This is a genomic window from Aquimarina sp. AU119 (assembly GCF_900312735.1).
Lineage (GTDB): Bacteria > Bacteroidota > Bacteroidia > Flavobacteriales > Flavobacteriaceae > Aquimarina > Aquimarina algiphila.
Window position 1 is genome coordinate 174,735 of sequence record NZ_OMPF01000014.1, and the last position, 16,082, is coordinate 190,816.

The window sequence follows — 16,082 nt, forward strand, 5'->3', positions numbered from 1 at the left end:
GTCCTCTTTACATACTAAACTCATCTATATTTTCATCTTGAATATTACTCTCTCTAAAGACTTTACAATCTACTTCAATAGTTAGTTCTTCTGGCTTAGGAAATGCACCTGTAGAAACCTCCAAAGTTTTATCTGTATAGCATTTTTTCATATACAATCCCCAGATTGGCAATGCCATTGTAGCTCCTTGTCCGAATTTGGTAGTCTGAAAATGTGTTGCTCTATCATCTGCACCAACCCATACTCCTGTAACCAAGTTTGGAACAATTCCCATAAACCAACCATCACTTTGGTTTTGGGTCGTTCCTGTCTTACCTGCAATTGGATTTGTGAATTGATAGGGATGTCCAGTAACTACATTTTTTAAATCATATCTTGAAGAAGCTCCTGTTCGTAAACGCACTCCTGAGCCTGAATGTGTAACTCCTTCCATTAAATTAATAGTAACATAGGCTGCTTCTTTACTAATTACATCTTTGGTTTCTGGAACAAATTGATACAATATTGCCCCATTTTTATCTTCAATACTGGTAATCGTAACAGGTTTAGTATAAATTCCCTGATTTGCAAAGGTGCTGTAGGCGCCTACCATTTCTGATAATTTTAAATCTACCGATCCTAGTGCAATCGAAGCGACTGGTGTAATTGGCGATTTTACTCCCATTTTTGTGGCTAACCGGGCAATAGGTTCTGGACCTATTTTATCCATTAAGCGCGCAGAAATTGTATTCACAGATTTTGCTAAAGCAGATTTAAGGCTTAGGTATCCTGTATATTCTCCATCGCTATTTTTAGGAGTCCAATCTTCTGTAACTCCATGACTACCTGCCGAAATAGTTATTTGTGACAATGGTAGTGTATCACAAGGAGAAAGTTTAAGCTGATCTATTGCCGTAGCATACACAAAAGGCTTAAATGTAGATCCAACCTGACGTGCCCCCTGGTACACATGATCATATTGAAAATGTGTATAGTTAACCCCTCCTACCCAAGCTTTAACATGCCCCGTTTGTGGCTCCATTGACATTAACCCAGATCGTAAGAATTTTTTATAGTATAAAATTGAATCTCTCGGGGTCATAATGGTATCAATATCACCTTTCCAGCTAAATATGGTCATCTCTGTCTTTATGTCAAAAGATGCATTGATTTCTTTCTCACTTTTACCAGCACTAAGCATTTTCTTTCTTCTTGCAGAACTTTTAATCGCTCTTTTGAGAATTGATTCTTTCTCTGCCTCTGTAATGTTTCTAAACGGAGTAGTTTTGTTTTTCTTCTCTTGCTTATCAAACTCTTTTTGAAGGTTAGACATATGTTCTTGCACTGCTGCTTCTGCATATTTTTGCATACGAGAATCTATAGTTACATTAATTCGCAACCCATCTCTATAGATATCATAATACTCTGGATCTCCTTCTTCATTTTCTCCTTTAGGGTTCTCTTTTACCCAGTTTGCCATCCAACTTCTTACATATTCTCTAAAATACTGTGCTGTTCCATCTTTATGGCCTTCTGGAGAATACTCTAATTGTAATGGTAATTCTTGCAAAGCATTTTTTTCTTTTTCGCCAATATAACCGTATTTATACATTTGTCCAAGTACAGTATTCCTTCTATCTCTTACCAGTTCGGGTCTGCGTAATGGATTGTATAAAGATGAATTTTTTAGCATTCCTACTAATACAGCAGCTTCTTCTATTTTAAGATCTTTTAGTGTTTTACCAAAATAAATTCTAGATGCAGAACTTATCCCTATGGCCTGATTAAGAAAATCATACTTGTTGAGATACATAGCAATAATCTCATTTTTAGTATACTGTCTCTCTAGGCGGGTAGCTATCACCCATTCTTTGAGTTTTTGCGTGATTCGCTCCCATATATTTCTAGACCCTCCTGTAAATAATTGTTTAGCCAATTGCTGTGATATTGTACTTGCTCCACCTTTGGTTCCCAAAAAGACAAATGCTCTTACTGTACCTCTACCGTCGATACCAGAATGACTATAATACCTTGCATCTTCTGTAGCTACCAATGCGTTTACCAAATGTTCGGGTAAATCATTATAATTTACAGGAGTACGGTTTTCATCAAAAAAAGTTCCTATTTGCACCCCATCAGAAGAAATAATCTGAGTTGCTAAGTCATTTTGTGGGTTTTCTAAGTCCTCAAATGTTGGCATCTCACCAAATACTCCCCAACTCGCAAAAAGGAATAATAATATAACTAAAAATATCCCTGATCCAAATAGTATCCAGAATCCTTTTATAAATTTTATGGTATTATTTGCTGGAGTCTTTTTTCTTTTTTTTGTCGACTTGGGTGTTGCCTTTGCCATATCCTAAGGGTTTTGCGCGTATTCTATTCTAAATCCAATATCTGTTATTCCTTCTAACGATGTTATGCCATTTACTTCACCATTCTTTCTCATAGCATGCTGTAACGTTATCATATATTGTCCTTGTTCTTTAAACTTTACTTTTTCCTTGTACCATAATTTATTCTCTTTAAGTTCAGAAAAGCCAGTGCCTAACCATTGCCCATCTGGCGCAGCCAAACGATATTCTAAAGTGTCAGTGATTACTTTTCCATTAGGAAATTTCATCTCACTGATCAAAAATAAATTGCTATATCTGTAAGAGTTATTATTACGAACATTAATAAACAAATTATAGTCTTGTAGAGAATCGAGTTCTGGTATTGTAAAACTTACCTTCTCATTTATCTCCCATGCATCTGCTACGGTTTGATATTCATCAAAAACCTGCTTGTCATCACAAGAAACTATTCCAATTATAATAAAAACTATTAAAAAAAATCTAAGATTTACCATTGTTTTTATTCCTAGACCTACGTTTTTTATTAGGTTGATTGTTTGATTTATTTGAGTTTTTGTTTTCAGAATTTCCCGCTTTTGGTTTATTTGAAGCTACAGTTTGTTTTTCTGAAGATCCTCTTTTTTTATTTTTCCTTTTATTACGATTTCTTCTTCTATTACTGCGTTTAGGTTGATCAAATCTCGTTAGACTATCCTGTCCTACAACGTTCTCAAAATCTGTTTTAGTATCCTCTATAAGTTCAGAAGCAAAATCTTCCAAGCTTGCTACTTTTTCATTATTTATATTAGATGCAATAATTTCATTTACATCTTCGGCAGTTATTTTATGCCAATTCATCCATTCTCCTTCATATGCATACCACAATACTCCTTTGAAAATGTCGATTTTCTGACATACTGCTGTTCCTTTTTCTGTCTTGAGTTTTGTTTCAGTTTTAGGAAAACTATTCAATGCATCGATATAAGCATCTAACTCGTAGTTAAGACAGCATTTTAATTTTCCGCATTGACCTGCCAGTTTTTGTGGATTTAAAGACAATTGTTGGTATCTCGCTGCACTAGTATTTACTGATCTAAAATCGGTAAGCCATGTTGAGCAACAAAGCTCTCTCCCACAAGAACCAATACCTCCTAATCGGGCAGCTTCTTGTCTAAAACCTACCTGACGCATTTCTATTCTTGTGCTAAATTCATGGGCAAATTCTTTAATCAATTGCCTGAAATCTACACGTTCTTCAGCAGTATAATAAAAAGTAGCCTTAGATCCGTCTCCTTGAAATTCGATATCAGAAATTTTCATTTGGAGTTCTAATCTAATCGCAATTTCACGTGCACGCACTTTCATGCTCTCTTCTCGATCACGCGCTTTCTGCCAAATATCAATATCTTTTTGAGTTGCTTTTCTGTAGATTTTCTTAACATCTTCGCTATCTTCTTCTACTTTCTTTTTCTTCATCTGGATACGAACCAGTTCACCAGTAAGAGTAACTATTCCAACATCATGACCTGGCGAAGATTCTGTAGCTACAATGTCGCCAATACTTAGAGAGAGATTCTCTGTATTTTTATAAAAATTTTTTCTTCCGTTTTTAAATCTAATTTCAACACATGAGAAAGGTTTTGCCCCACCAGGGAGCGACATATTAGACAACCAATCAAAAACCGTCAATTTATTACATCCATCGGTACCGCAAGTACCATTATTCTTACATCCTTTCGGTTGCCCGTCATTTCCGGAGGAACAACTGCTACACCCCATATTTTCTATCTATATTGAAATTTGTCTGCAGCTTTAAACACTACAACAAATATGGTTCTTACTAAAATCAGAAACGATTACCGTATCTAATATCTTAATCGATAAAGATACTATGAAAAAAATTATCAACATAGTATCTTTTGCATTTTAGCAATTACTGTTTATATTTCAATACTTCAGAACGACCTTTTTTAAAGATTTTATTACTATTTGCTTTGCCTTTTCTAAGAGCTTTTTGTTCTTCGAATGGTAATCTATTAATCTCCATGCATTCTGTCGAACAACAATTTTCAAAGGTCTCGGCACATGTTGAACATTGAATAAATAGTAAATGACACGCCTCATTATCACAGTTTACATGAGTATCGCATGGCTCTCCACATTGATGACAGTTAGCAATTACATCTTCTGATATACGTTCTGCTCTTCTGTGATCAAAAACGAAGTTTTTTCCTAAAAACTTGTTTTCCAGACCTTGTGCTTCTACTTGTCTTGCATATTCTATGATTCCTCCTTCTAATTGAAATACATTTTTGAATCCTTTATGTTTATAATAAGCACTAGCTTTCTCACATCGTATACCCCCTGTGCAGTACATTACTAGTTTTTTATCCTCTTTATGTTCTTTAAGATCTTCTTCTATAATATCCAAAGAATCTCTAAACGTATCAACATCTGGTGTAACGGCTCCTTTAAAATGTCCGATTTCACTCTCATAATGATTACGCATATCAACCAATACAGTATTTGGATCTTCTATAAGTTGATTAAATGCCGAAGCATCTACATGTACTCCTTTATTAGTCACATCAAAAGTATCATCATTAAGACCATCTGCAACTATTTTGTTACGCACTTTTACTTTCAGTTTTAAAAAGGATTTTGCATCTTGTTCTCGCGCAATATTAAGACGTACATTTTCCAGGAAGGTAATACTATCTAAGTGTTTTTTGAAAGCCAAAAAATTAGGCGCAGGAACAGATAATTGCCCATTAATTCCTTCTTTGGCTACGTAAATTCGACCAAGAACATCGAGTTCATTCCAATGAATAAAAAGGTGATTTCTAAAGATTTCTGGATTACCAATATTTGCGTATGCGTAGAAAGATAGCGTAAGTCGGTCTGTACCCGCCTCATCAATAAGAGCTGCTCTTTCTTTTGCGCTTAATTTGTTGTACAGTTGCATGCTATACCTACGTTTTAAGTTAAAAAGAATAATTTATTTCGCACAAAAGTACAAATAATTTTTATTTTCATCTCAGGGTCTAATACTAGATTCAACTTTACTTTCTCTTTATAAAAAACCCTATCTAACTTTAAAACCCAAGTCCCAAAAAATGAAACGGATACTACATATCTATTATGAAAGTCTAGATATGAGAATAATTCTGTAGAAGTAAAATCAATAAATTGTATTTTCTGAATATAAAAAATGCCTTGAAAAGAATTCAAGGCATTTTTTTGGCCAATTCGTTAATACTTAATTTAACGATCTAAATCAATATAATAACGAAGCTAACCACCTTCTACTCTACAATTACTAATACTAGCAATTGTAGAGTGGTTAAGGTTATGTCTTACGACCTTTTTAAGAAATTTCATCGATCACCTTCCTCCTTCTTTTGTTCATATTTGCTTTTATAGTAGATGCAAAAAAAATATAAGGTTGCGTGATATAATAGAAAAAGTACTTTTTAGGTACTATATCATGATTCTTATAATTCTAGAAATATTATATATAAATCCATTATATTCTGTTGTTAATAACGATTTTAGAATCCATATCACAACTACAAAAAGAAATAGTACTTTAGCAAAAAGTTTACAATAGAATGTCAAATCCCGATATATTTGATCAACAAATGAGTACAGAAAAAGACGCAAAATTAAAAGCACTAAAACTTACCTTAGATAAATTAGATAAAGCATACGGAAAAGGAACTGTAATGAAAATGGGGGACAGTGCCATCCAAGAGGTGGAGGTTATCCCTACAGGATCACTTGGTTTGGACTTAGCTTTAGGTGTTGGAGGATATCCAAGAGGTAGAGTTGTAGAAATTTATGGACCAGAATCTTCTGGTAAAACAACCCTTACACTGCACGCCATAGCTCAAGCACAAAAAGGTGGAGGTATCGCAGCATTTATAGATGCTGAACATGCTTTTGATCGTTTTTATGCAGAAAAATTAGGTGTAGATATTGAAAATTTAATTATTTCTCAACCCGACAATGGTGAACAAGCCTTAGAGATTGCGGATAATTTAATTCGTTCTGGAGCTATTGACATCATAGTTGTCGATTCTGTAGCTGCACTTACTCCTAAAAGTGAAATCGAAGGCGAAATGGGAGACTCTAAAATGGGTCTTCATGCAAGATTAATGTCACAGGCTCTTAGAAAACTAACCAGCTCAATTAGTAAAACAAACTGTACTGTAATCTTTATTAACCAGCTTCGTGAAAAAATCGGAGTGATGTTTGGAAATCCTGAAACTACTACTGGTGGTAATGCATTAAAGTTTTATGCTTCTGTTCGTTTGGATATTCGCCGTTCTACACAAATTAAAGATAGTAATAGCGAGGTACAAGGAAATAAAACACGGGTAAAAATAGTCAAAAACAAAGTTGCACCACCATTTAGAACTGCAGAGTTTGATATCATGTACGGACAAGGTATTTCTAAAAATGGAGAAATCATTGATATTGGTGTTGACTATGAAATCATAAAGAAAAGTGGTTCTTGGTTTAGCTATCAGGATACTAAACTTGGTCAAGGCCGAGATGCAGTAAAAGCATTACTTAATGATAATCCTGAGCTTATGGAAGAGCTCGAACAGAAAATTATTGAAGCTATAAAAATTGTAAAAGAGTAAAACTTTCTTAATACCATAAAAAAACCCCGAAGTTTCGGGGTTTTTTTATGTCTAAAGGTAACTATATCCTGATATAATTAAAATAAGTGTAAATTTAAGCTTACCTAAGCAACCTTATTTACTTACTTACATCTACATAATAGAATAATTGTATTATTTCTCGAAACCCCAATTATGAGAAGGATAAGAATAATATTGATATTTTTTATTGTAGCTGTATCTACAGGGTGTTCTAATGATGATAATGAAACTAGTTTTTTTTATGAATTAGTTACGGTACAAGATGCTTCGGTCCCTGAGCAATTTAACCGTGGTGAGATTTATACAATTACTGTTTCTTATTTTAGAACATCAAATTGTCATTCTTTTGCAGGGTTTGATTATGACAGATTAGCCAACGAAAGAACTGTATCAGTAATTAATTTGGTGGTTAACAGAGGGAATTGTGAAGAACTAGACATGACCGATCTTGTAGAAGTTTCTTTCGACTTTTTGGTTGGAGAAGAAGATTCTTACATTTTTAGATTTTGGCAAGGAAAAGATGAGAATGGAGATAATCAATTTTTAATTAGAGAAGTACCTGTATTATAATTAAACTAAAAAAGTTATTAGTGAGTTTAGACCAACTCATAAAGGGATGTAAAAAAGGAAATGCGGTAGCGCAAGAACAATTGTATAGACTATACAGTAGCAAGTTATTCTCTATTTGCTTAAAATATTCTAACGATTATTCTAGTGCCGAAGATACCCTGCAAGATGCTTTCATCACCATTTTTGATAAAATAACCCAATATAAAAATAAGGGTTCTTTTGAAGGGTGGATAAAACGGGTAACTATAAATACAGCTTTACAAAAATATCGGAAACAAAAAGTTTTTGATATTATTAACGAAGAACAAATTGAAGAAGTAGAAGTACAAATTGACGATGATGAAGTTTCATTAGATTATCTTCTTAAAATTATTCAACAACTACCTGATCGATATCGATTGGTATTTAATCTTTATGTGCTAGATGGGTATTCACATAAGGAGGTTGCTGAAATGCTTGAGATATCTATAGGAACTTCTAAATCTAACCTTGCCAGAGCAAGAAATATTTTAAAAGAAAAACTAGAAACCAACCAAGAACCATATGTTCGCTCAATTGAAGGACGAAGATGAATGATAAAAAAAATATAGATCGGTTATTTCAGGAAAAATTCAAAGATTTTGAAGTTATTCCTGATGAAATAGTATGGGAGAAAATAAAAGCCCGGAAAAACCAAAATAAAAAGAGAGTTTTTCTTATTCCTTTTTGGTATAGAATTGCAGGTATTGCTGCTTTAATTGCTATTATATTTGGTATCAGCAACCTTCCTTTTAATACCACCACCCAACAACAAGATCAGACGATAACCAATTCTGAAACTAAAACCAATGTCGAAGAGATTCCTGATGATTCTTTTGAAACAACTACAACTAATAAAAAACCAATAGTCAATACAGAAAAAGAAAAAGCCTCTGGTTCTGATAAAAGTGAAGAAAAAAATGATTACGATACCAAAACAATTCAAAACAATTATTTTGATCCTTCTGGAACAAAGGAAAATATAACTATTGCTGATACTAAAGAAAAGCAATCACAATCAGTAAAAAATAATGCGACAAATACTCTTACAACTACCAATGATGAACAACGTATAGTTGATCATTCTTTAAAAAACACAACTACTAAAGACAAAGCTCTTAATTCTGAAAAAGAGGATATCGTTCATGAAAAAATTTCGACTACTTCTTCTACTGCTGCTAACTCTTCAAATAAAGAAATACAATCTGATAAAGAGCATTCTACTTTTATCTCTCCAGATCAAAATAATACAACAAACACTAATGCTATAGTCGAAAAAAGTAATGATCATTCTGAAAGAAATAAAACTATAAATACTCCTACAAATACTAAAGGCAAAACCTTTAGTTCTGAAAAAGATGATATAATTCGTGAAAAAAATTCGACTACGCCCTCTACTGCTGCTAACTCTCCAAATAAAGAAATGAAATCTGATAAAGAGCATTCTACTTTTATCTCTCCAGATCAAAATAATGCAACAAATACAGATGCTATAGCCGAAAAGAGTACTAACAATACTGAAAGAAATAAAGAAAATAATACCGTTCCTGAAGAATCTGAACATCTAGATGACAAAGGTAAAAAGTCCATCTTTGATGTAGTAAATCAAGAAGAAGAGGTTGTTGAAACCCCATCATCTTCAAAAAAATGGAATATTTCACCAAACATAGCTCCCGTATATTACAATTCTATTGGAGATGGATCTCCGATTGATCCTCAATTTGCTGACAACAACAAAAATGGACAGGTAAATATGAGTTATGGAGTTCAAGTTTCTTATGCTATTACTAAAAAACTTAGTGTCCGCTCAGGAGTAAGTAAGGTAGATTTAAGCTACAATACAAATGGTGTTGGTTTTGCTCCTTCTGCTGTTGGACAAAACCTAGAAAGTGTAAATTATAATGAAAACGCCGGAGCAATTCTTATTTCTGATATTGGAAATACAAGAGATATTGAAGCTTTTGATATTAACAGAAATGCACTAGACCAAACTCAAAATGTTGGATTAATCAATCAGAGTATTGCATATATAGAAGTTCCTATGGAAATGAAGTATTCCTTAGTAGACAAAAAGTTTGGTGTCAATATGATTGGCGGTTTTAGCACATTATTTTTACAAGATAACGAGGTTTCCCTAGAGGCCGGAGATTTTGAAACTTCTATTGGTGAAGCCAATAATCTTAATGATTTAAGTTTTACAGGTAACATCGGACTTGGTGTTGATTATAAAATATCAGATCAGTTCGAGATTAATCTCGAACCCATCTTTAAATATCAATTTAACGCATTTAATAATAATGCCGGTAATTTTAAACCTTATTATTTTGGAGTTTACACAGGGGTAAGCTTTAAATTTTAGATCTATACAAAACCTTTTTTAGTTGGTTAGGTAGTTATTGCAACACATAATAAGCAATGATGAACAAAGTCGTTCCTGGGGAGGAACGACTTTCGTTTTTCTAAATATTATTTAGACTCCTGTTCTCAATAAAAACAATCTCTATTGTGTTTGTATAGATCTGTACTATAATGGTAAGACCGAAAACCTGTGATGATTCTCTTAAAAAAACCTTTATTAATAATTCAAGATATTCTGTAGTAGTACTAGTTTTTCATTCCCTCTATGAATTTATTAATTTCTTTCAAGTTACTATTCTTAAGTTTATAAGAATAAAATAGTTTTTGTTCTGATTTTTTAGCAGAATTAATTGGAGTCTTAATTAAGTTATCTTTTAATTCTTTTTCAAACAAATGTTTAGGAACTACACTAAACCCATTATTCTTTTTTAAAACCTCTATTATATCCAGATAAGAAGGTAAAATATATCTCGGGATTATTTTGAGGCTCTTGTTAAAATTTGTCTCCCAAAAAAAATTAATATCACTCTGATCATTGTCATAGACAAACCAAGTTTGCTTTTGCAACCATTTGGTGAGTTCTCGCTCATTGTTTTCTATATTTTCTGGAATATCTATAGTATTAGAACAGATTAATTCTAATTCTTCATTTTTTATATACGCAAATTGATGATCATAAATACCATGTTTTTTTATTCCGACTAATAACTGAACTTTATCTATTTCAAGAGCTTCTATTAGCTCTTTTTCTGTCCCAAAATGAGTTACAATGTACATATCAAATGAATACATTTTATGGATTAGTTCTTTATTAAAAAAGTCTGTAGTACAACCAATTATTATTGCAGAGCGTGTTTTTTTTCTTCTTTGATTCGAATAATACTCTACCTTCTCTAATTCTTGTAATGGATTATTAACTTGTGAATACAAAAATTTCCCATATTCGGTAGGTGCTAATTTTCTGGTAGTCCTTTCAAACAACTTTTTGCCAATATGGCTTTCGAGAGCTGACAAATGTTTACTAACCCCTGGTTGAGTCATATTTAATTTTAATGAAGCTTCTGTAATATTTTTACATTCATATATAGCCCTAAAAGTTCTCAACCACTCCAAGTTAATCATAACATTTATTATAAATAATCAAACAAAAATAATTAAAATTATTAATTGATTGAATTTACATTTGTTCAAAAATAAAAACATGACAAAGACATTAGTAATAAATTACACTCCCAGAAAAGGCTCTTATACAAAAATTTTATTTGATGAATTTGTGAAACTAGCTAAAGGAAAAACAGAAATAAGGCATCTAAATTTAGCCGAAACCCCACCTGATTTATTATTAACAAAAAATTTGAATTTAATAATGCAATGGAATCAAGGCAAAAGAGATTTTTCAGAAACAGAACTCTTAATTCTATCGAATCATCATAAACTCATAGAACAAGTGCTTGAAGTTGACAATATTGTACTGGCTTTTCCAATTTATAATTTTACAATGCCAGCTGCCGTAAAAGCTTGGATAGATGCTATTATCGTTAGTGACAAAACATTTTCTTTTAGCCCCAAAACCGGATTTACAGGTCTTTGTGCCAATAAAAAAGCTTTATCAATTATAGTAAGTGGTTTTGATTATAATACTTCGAATAATGTTAAAGAATATGCTTCATCTACGATTAAACAAAATTTTGATTTCATAGGCATTCCTACAGAACAGATTTTGGCTTTTGGAGTTGATCAAAATAGAGACCAATTAAACTCAATTCTTAAACATGCAAAATCAGAAATAAAAACCCTGATCGATAGTTGGTTTTCATAATCTAAAATTTCATTCTCCATAAGCTACATGAAAATATTTGGTTATTCGATGTAAATTCTCATAACTAATATCAAACCTTAGCACTTGTCCAACATAAGGTTCATATTCTTCATTTTTAATGGCGTTTTGAATTTCTGGATCAGGATATAAATCTTTGATATCTGTAGAATTTACATCTCTTAATTGATTATACCAATATTCTTTTCTGATGAGAAACCATTTTAGGTTTTTTGATTCATAGATGCTTTTATCATAAAAAGGTTTTCCATTGATACATATTTTTGGGTTCTCAGTTACAGAAGAAGGTGACTGTTGTATTACCAGGTAAATATGAGTTCCAGCATTCCATTCTGCACCGTTAGGCCCACCAGCATTATGATCAAATAAATCATTACTGTTAAGCTTTCCTGTTTTTATGATGTCGGATTCTTTTTTTATCCATTCTTGTATTTTAATACTATCATTTTCATTCGAATATTTATCATCTAATTGATAAAAACAAAAGGTTATAAATTCTTTACTATTTTCTTTAGCAACCTCTTCTTCTTTATTTGACTCTTCTATCAATTTTTCTTCCTTCTCATCTTTATTCGTATTTGATTTGCATGATATTATCAAAATTAAACCAAGCAAAATATATTGTAAGTTCATTTCTTAGTTTGATTTATTCTAATTAAAAGATGTCTCAATGTTTTCAGAATAAAAATAAGTGTTCCTTCTTTCTTAAATTACCTTGTTTTCAGTGAAACTTACCTGAGAATTGGTTTAGTTTTTTAAACTTTTAAATCTATATATCAATCCTTACACTCTGTCTAAAAGATATGTTGAATAACATATAAGAGCATAAAGCAAATTAAATAAAATGTATACCCTTAGTATTTAATAGTATCTCAAAGCTAAGGAGTTAACAAGCATATGCATTCGGTATCACATGCTTGGTTTTAACTTTTTTATTTTAATTCCCACGTTCTTACCCAATCATAAGAGGTTGTTCTTTCTTCTTCGGTTCCTGTCATACCCCCATCAGAAGGAACAGGGTTCCAGTCATATGTCTCAACAACCATTCTTAAATACATTGGTAAATCAAAATCTGCTTTTGGAATAGCCGTATACACTTTTTTACCATCTAAATAAAATTCTATTTCGGTAGCACTTTTCCACCAAGCGGCATAAATATGATAATCTGACCATACTTTCCCTCCTACTTCGGTATTACCTCCCACAGATCCTGTTCCTGTTGCTGGACAATCAGTTTGTCTACTGTGTGTATTAGAGTGAATAGTTTCATCAAATTGCAAAGCCCAATCTGCAGTTGCTGTAACTTGTCCTACACATTCCTGAATATCTAATTCTGTAACTCTTCTATCACAACCTGTACCTTCATTTCTATGATTAATTAACCAAAATGTAGAGGACATAAACGTTTTATTAGCCTTCATTCTACATTCAAAATAATACCCGACCTGCGCTGCTGCCTTGGAACCAATATATGACCCTGCATGTGTAAATGTATTACCATTTACCATTTCTGGTGTATCCAACTTATAGGCTGTTAGTCTAAGATTATTTTCAGTTTCTGTCATTGTATTTTTCTTGAAAATCCCTGGAGCTCTCCCAATCCACCTCTTTGGATCTGTGTTTAACCATTTACTTTCGTCAAAAATACCATCATCAAACTCATCAGATAAGTTTTCTACTTTACTCCATGATTTACCAGAAGGAGCTGGATCAGCAGACCCTATAAAGTAAGGGGCATTTGATGAAGGTTCGTCTCTTGTTACTACAACGTCAAAACTACAAGATACCGTATTGCCAGCTGCATCCTTTACTTGAAATGTATTTGTGGTAGTTCCAACGGGGAATACCTCACCAGATGCTAAACCTTTTGTTTGTGAAGTGACAGCTCCTGGTAGGTTATCAGAACCAACTGGTGTAGTATATGTTATCTCTTTACCATTTGATGAAGCATCCACAACTTCACTAATATTTGAAATACATGCTATAGTAGAGTCTATATTATCCTTGGGCTCTTCTGTTTCAACATCGCTCCCATCATTACTACTACAACTAGTTACAGATATATTGACAGACATAAATAAAAATACTATTAACTTGAAGGAAAGATTTTCTTTGAACATGATGGCTTTTTTATGCAAATCTATAAGGTTTCAACCTATATAATAGAAACATATGTTTCAGAATTAGCAACACATGTTTAGTCAACTATGTATTCAAAACTCTCTTTAAAAAGCATATACACAATATCCCTGAATCTCTTGGGGATTAAAAATCTTCTCATGCCTACTAGAGTATTGGTGTCTTTTTGAGCAATTTCTTGCTCACTCTGTTAGTAATTTATTCAACTCACTTATCCTAGCAAGATGGTGATCATCATGTTCTGCTACAAAAAGAAACAGATCCATGGTTCGCATTGGCGTTTCTAGTCTTGGATGTAGTGCATATTGATAAACTTGTTTTTCTGTTACTAATTTCAAGCTATTTATTGTCCTTTTTCGAATATCTTGAAATTCTTTTAACAAAAGTTCAACTGGTTTTTTATTATGTTGTGCAAAATGAGTTTTCCTGTTTTCTAAGTCAGCGGTTCTCAGATATTTTTGATTACTAAGAATATCTTCTAATCTACCTTGCCAAATAGGTTCAAGATCAATCAAATGCCCTACATTTTCCTGAATCGACCAGCTATTATTATTACGTTTGGTTAATTGTTCTGTTGGTATTTTATTAATCTTATCATTCAGTCGCAATGAAGTACCATCTAATCTCTCTAGTATTGAAGGAAAAATATTCTGCTCAAAGGAAAATTCAAATTTCCGATCAAACCATTTTATTTGTTTCATCCTTTATATTTTTAACTGTTTCACGAATAATTAAGTACTCTTCACAGAATACTTACTTTAAATGTAATAGATTTTGTACGCATACAAAAGGAGTAGTTGTTAATTTTCTTTTCCAGAACTATGAACCCGAATTAGAGTATAGGAAAATCCTTTATCATGCTCTCCCAGAACAGATACAAGTAACTCATCTTTATTAATAATTTTATATTGAATTTTTTTTGGAAAGTCATGCTGCAAATTCTCAAAAGAAAATAAATATCTCTCTGATTGTTTTAGTATAAATCTAATACCTTTCCCTTCGTTTTGATTGAATACTTTGGCAATATATACTAAATTATTATCAAACAATTTTATCTCTAACTTTTCAGAAACATATTTTTTTTCATCTCTTATTTTGTAAGATTCTCCAGTAAATTTACCATCCTTATTTTGCCAGGTTTCATAACTCTCTTTCCCTTCTATTTTCCATGTTCCGATTAAGAAGTTTATTTTTTGCATTTCTATCTTCTGTCCATAGACATGTTGCAAAACGAATACTACTAAAATGATACTTAATTTTATAATCCTCATTATTTTACTTTTTAATACTGTAAAATTAATTTCTAAGTATGTTTAAGGATTGTAAAAAACCGACACTTTATTTTTTCAAGAATAAATTTGCCATATTTTCTTCAAAGAATTTGTATTGAGATGGATCTTCGCCAGTAAATTCTTTAAAATTTTTAATGAAATGAGATTGATCATAAAACCCAGCTTGAAAAACGATATCCGACCAATCGATATCACCTTCCTGAATTAATCTAAAAATATAGGAAAATCTAATAATCCTAACATAAAACTTTGGAGACAAGCCAATGTGTGCTTTAAAATAACGTTCTAAACTTCTTTCGCTAATTCCAATTTTATTTTGGATTTCCTTTAAGCTAAGTTTTCCATTATTCCTGATAATTAATTCGACTATCTTTTGTCCTTTTAAAGGTTTTATTTTCAATTTAGAAATACACAACAAAAACCAATTTTCAATTTGTTTTACTTTTTCATCAAAAGAAAGAGAACTAGTAGCCACTTCTTTAATTGGTTTCAGAATTTTTAGACTTTTTAAAGGGATTTCGACCACCTTATCCGTTAAACTCGTAATTTCAATATCAAATAGTTCGGTCAATGCCCATGGTTGCATCTTAATAGCAAACATTTTTGATTCACCTGTATTTTCAAGGAAAAAACTATTTTTGATCTGACCCGCAATTAAGTCTTTACCTTGTAATTCCCAAACTCCATTTATATTAGTTTTATATGCATCTCCCAAATGAAAAATAAGTTCTGGATATCCATCTGGAATAATTTTTTCTCTTTGAATAGTAAGATCACCTTGTTTATCAATCCACCAAAAGCTTTGAATCATTATTGACACCTTTGGATCGGCATCTTTCTGAATGTATATTTCATTCATAATTGCGACTAATCATTAGATAAT

General features: G+C 32.1%; 15 protein-coding genes. 5 read left to right on the forward strand and 10 right to left on the reverse strand.

The annotated features are described in order from the left end of the window. Nucleotides 1–7: 7 nt before the first annotated feature. The 4 genes from DK442_RS11660 to DK442_RS11675 form a co-directional block, all read right to left on the reverse strand. Nucleotides 8–2,335: a penicillin-binding protein 1A gene (locus DK442_RS11660; RefSeq protein WP_109436060.1), complete on the reverse strand. Its 2,328-nt coding sequence runs from the start codon at nucleotides 2,333–2,335 to the stop codon at nucleotides 8–10. A gap of 3 nt (nucleotides 2,336–2,338) precedes the next feature. Then, complete coding sequence (locus DK442_RS11665) at nucleotides 2,339–2,830, reverse strand: gliding motility lipoprotein GldH (RefSeq protein ID WP_109436061.1); 492 nt, start codon at nucleotides 2,828–2,830, stop codon at nucleotides 2,339–2,341. Further along, nucleotides 2,817–4,094, reverse strand: a complete 1,278-nt coding sequence (locus DK442_RS11670) for a regulatory iron-sulfur-containing complex subunit RicT (RefSeq protein WP_109436062.1) — start codon at nucleotides 4,092–4,094, stop codon at nucleotides 2,817–2,819. The genes DK442_RS11665 and DK442_RS11670 overlap by 14 nt, the downstream gene beginning before the upstream one ends. Before the next feature lie 154 nt (nucleotides 4,095–4,248). Then, nucleotides 4,249–5,280: a rhodanese-related sulfurtransferase gene (locus tag DK442_RS11675; protein ID WP_109436063.1), complete on the reverse strand. Its 1,032-nt coding sequence runs from the start codon at nucleotides 5,278–5,280 to the stop codon at nucleotides 4,249–4,251. 676 nt (nucleotides 5,281–5,956) lie between these two features. On the opposite strand from DK442_RS11675, the gene recA reads away from it, so the two are divergent. The 4 genes from recA to DK442_RS11695 all read left to right on the forward strand — a co-directional run bounded on the left by recA (nucleotide 5,957) and on the right by DK442_RS11695 (nucleotide 9,932). After that, nucleotides 5,957–6,964, forward strand: a complete 1,008-nt coding sequence (gene recA / locus DK442_RS11680; RefSeq protein ID WP_109436442.1) for a recombinase RecA — start codon at nucleotides 5,957–5,959, stop codon at nucleotides 6,962–6,964. A 174-nt stretch (nucleotides 6,965–7,138) separates the two neighbouring features. After that, nucleotides 7,139–7,555: a hypothetical protein gene (locus DK442_RS11685; RefSeq protein WP_109436064.1), complete on the forward strand. Its 417-nt coding sequence runs from the start codon at nucleotides 7,139–7,141 to the stop codon at nucleotides 7,553–7,555. A gap of 20 nt (nucleotides 7,556–7,575) precedes the next feature. Beyond that, nucleotides 7,576–8,127, forward strand: coding sequence for an RNA polymerase sigma factor (locus DK442_RS11690; protein WP_109436065.1), 552 nt, complete (start codon nucleotides 7,576–7,578; stop codon nucleotides 8,125–8,127). Further along, nucleotides 8,124–9,932 (forward strand): outer membrane beta-barrel protein, encoded by a 1,809-nt coding sequence (locus tag DK442_RS11695; RefSeq protein ID WP_109436066.1) that lies wholly within the window; start codon nucleotides 8,124–8,126, stop codon nucleotides 9,930–9,932. Before DK442_RS11690 ends, DK442_RS11695 begins: the two co-directional genes overlap by 4 nt. A 245-nt stretch (nucleotides 9,933–10,177) precedes the next feature. Here the strand turns inward: DK442_RS11695 and DK442_RS11700 are convergent, their stop codons facing one another. After that, nucleotides 10,178–11,053 carry a LysR family transcriptional regulator gene (locus DK442_RS11700; protein WP_109436067.1) on the reverse strand — a complete coding sequence of 292 codons (876 nt, stop codon included), beginning with the start codon at nucleotides 11,051–11,053 and terminating at the stop codon, nucleotides 10,178–10,180. 79 nt (nucleotides 11,054–11,132) lie between these two features. Between DK442_RS11700 and DK442_RS11705 the strand changes: the two genes are divergently transcribed. Continuing rightward, a complete protein-coding gene (locus DK442_RS11705; protein WP_109436068.1) occupies nucleotides 11,133–11,750 on the forward strand; it encodes an NAD(P)H-dependent oxidoreductase in 618 nt (205 codons plus the stop codon). A 9-nt stretch (nucleotides 11,751–11,759) separates the two neighbouring features. Here DK442_RS11705 and DK442_RS11710 read toward each other — a convergent pair whose 3' ends face one another. From DK442_RS11710 to DK442_RS11730, 5 genes are all read right to left on the reverse strand, one after another. Beyond that, nucleotides 11,760–12,401 carry a hypothetical protein gene (locus DK442_RS11710; RefSeq protein ID WP_109436069.1) on the reverse strand — a complete coding sequence of 214 codons (642 nt, stop codon included), beginning with the start codon at nucleotides 12,399–12,401 and terminating at the stop codon, nucleotides 11,760–11,762. A 299-nt stretch (nucleotides 12,402–12,700) separates the two neighbouring features. After that, the gene (locus tag DK442_RS11715) at nucleotides 12,701–13,888 is read right to left on the reverse strand and encodes an HYR domain-containing protein (RefSeq protein ID WP_235010949.1); all 1,188 of its coding nucleotides are present in this window, start codon (nucleotides 13,886–13,888) and stop codon (nucleotides 12,701–12,703) included. Nucleotides 13,889–14,089: 201 nt separating this feature from the next. After that, nucleotides 14,090–14,608, reverse strand: a complete 519-nt coding sequence (locus DK442_RS11720) for a DinB family protein (protein ID WP_109436071.1) — start codon at nucleotides 14,606–14,608, stop codon at nucleotides 14,090–14,092. Between the two features lie 99 nt (nucleotides 14,609–14,707). After that, nucleotides 14,708–15,178: a DUF6265 family protein gene (locus DK442_RS11725; RefSeq protein ID WP_143918302.1), complete on the reverse strand. Its 471-nt coding sequence runs from the start codon at nucleotides 15,176–15,178 to the stop codon at nucleotides 14,708–14,710. 67 nt (nucleotides 15,179–15,245) lie between these two features. Further along, the gene (locus DK442_RS11730; RefSeq protein ID WP_109436073.1) at nucleotides 15,246–16,058 is read right to left on the reverse strand and encodes an AraC family transcriptional regulator; all 813 of its coding nucleotides are present in this window, start codon (nucleotides 16,056–16,058) and stop codon (nucleotides 15,246–15,248) included. Nucleotides 16,059–16,082 lie beyond the last annotated feature (24 nt).

Excerpts from the sequence above, each read along its gene's own strand:
- recA (WP_109436442.1), top strand. The coding sequence starts at position 5,957 with ATGAGTACAGAAAAAGACGCAAAATTAAAAGCACTAAAACTTACCTTA.
- DK442_RS11685 (WP_109436064.1), top strand. The coding sequence starts at position 7,139 with ATGAGAAGGATAAGAATAATATTGATATTTTTTATTGTAGCTGTATCT.
- DK442_RS11700 (WP_109436067.1), bottom strand. The coding sequence starts at position 11,053 with ATGATTAACTTGGAGTGGTTGAGAACTTTTAGGGCTATATATGAATGT.
- DK442_RS11675 (WP_109436063.1), bottom strand. The coding sequence starts at position 5,280 with ATGCAACTGTACAACAAATTAAGCGCAAAAGAAAGAGCAGCTCTTATT.
- DK442_RS11665 (WP_109436061.1), bottom strand. The coding sequence starts at position 2,830 with ATGGTAAATCTTAGATTTTTTTTAATAGTTTTTATTATAATTGGAATA.
- DK442_RS11715 (WP_235010949.1), bottom strand. The coding sequence starts at position 13,888 with ATGTTCAAAGAAAATCTTTCCTTCAAGTTAATAGTATTTTTATTTATG.
- DK442_RS11695 (WP_109436066.1), top strand. The coding sequence starts at position 8,124 with ATGAATGATAAAAAAAATATAGATCGGTTATTTCAGGAAAAATTCAAA.
- DK442_RS11730 (WP_109436073.1), bottom strand. The coding sequence starts at position 16,058 with ATGAATGAAATATACATTCAGAAAGATGCCGATCCAAAGGTGTCAATA.
- DK442_RS11720 (WP_109436071.1), bottom strand. The coding sequence starts at position 14,608 with ATGAAACAAATAAAATGGTTTGATCGGAAATTTGAATTTTCCTTTGAG.
- DK442_RS11660 (WP_109436060.1), bottom strand. The coding sequence starts at position 2,335 with ATGGCAAAGGCAACACCCAAGTCGACAAAAAAAAGAAAAAAGACTCCA.
- DK442_RS11725 (WP_143918302.1), bottom strand. The coding sequence starts at position 15,178 with ATGAGGATTATAAAATTAAGTATCATTTTAGTAGTATTCGTTTTGCAA.
- DK442_RS11670 (WP_109436062.1), bottom strand. The coding sequence starts at position 4,094 with ATGGGGTGTAGCAGTTGTTCCTCCGGAAATGACGGGCAACCGAAAGGA.
- DK442_RS11705 (WP_109436068.1), top strand. The coding sequence starts at position 11,133 with ATGACAAAGACATTAGTAATAAATTACACTCCCAGAAAAGGCTCTTAT.
- DK442_RS11710 (WP_109436069.1), bottom strand. The coding sequence starts at position 12,401 with ATGAACTTACAATATATTTTGCTTGGTTTAATTTTGATAATATCATGC.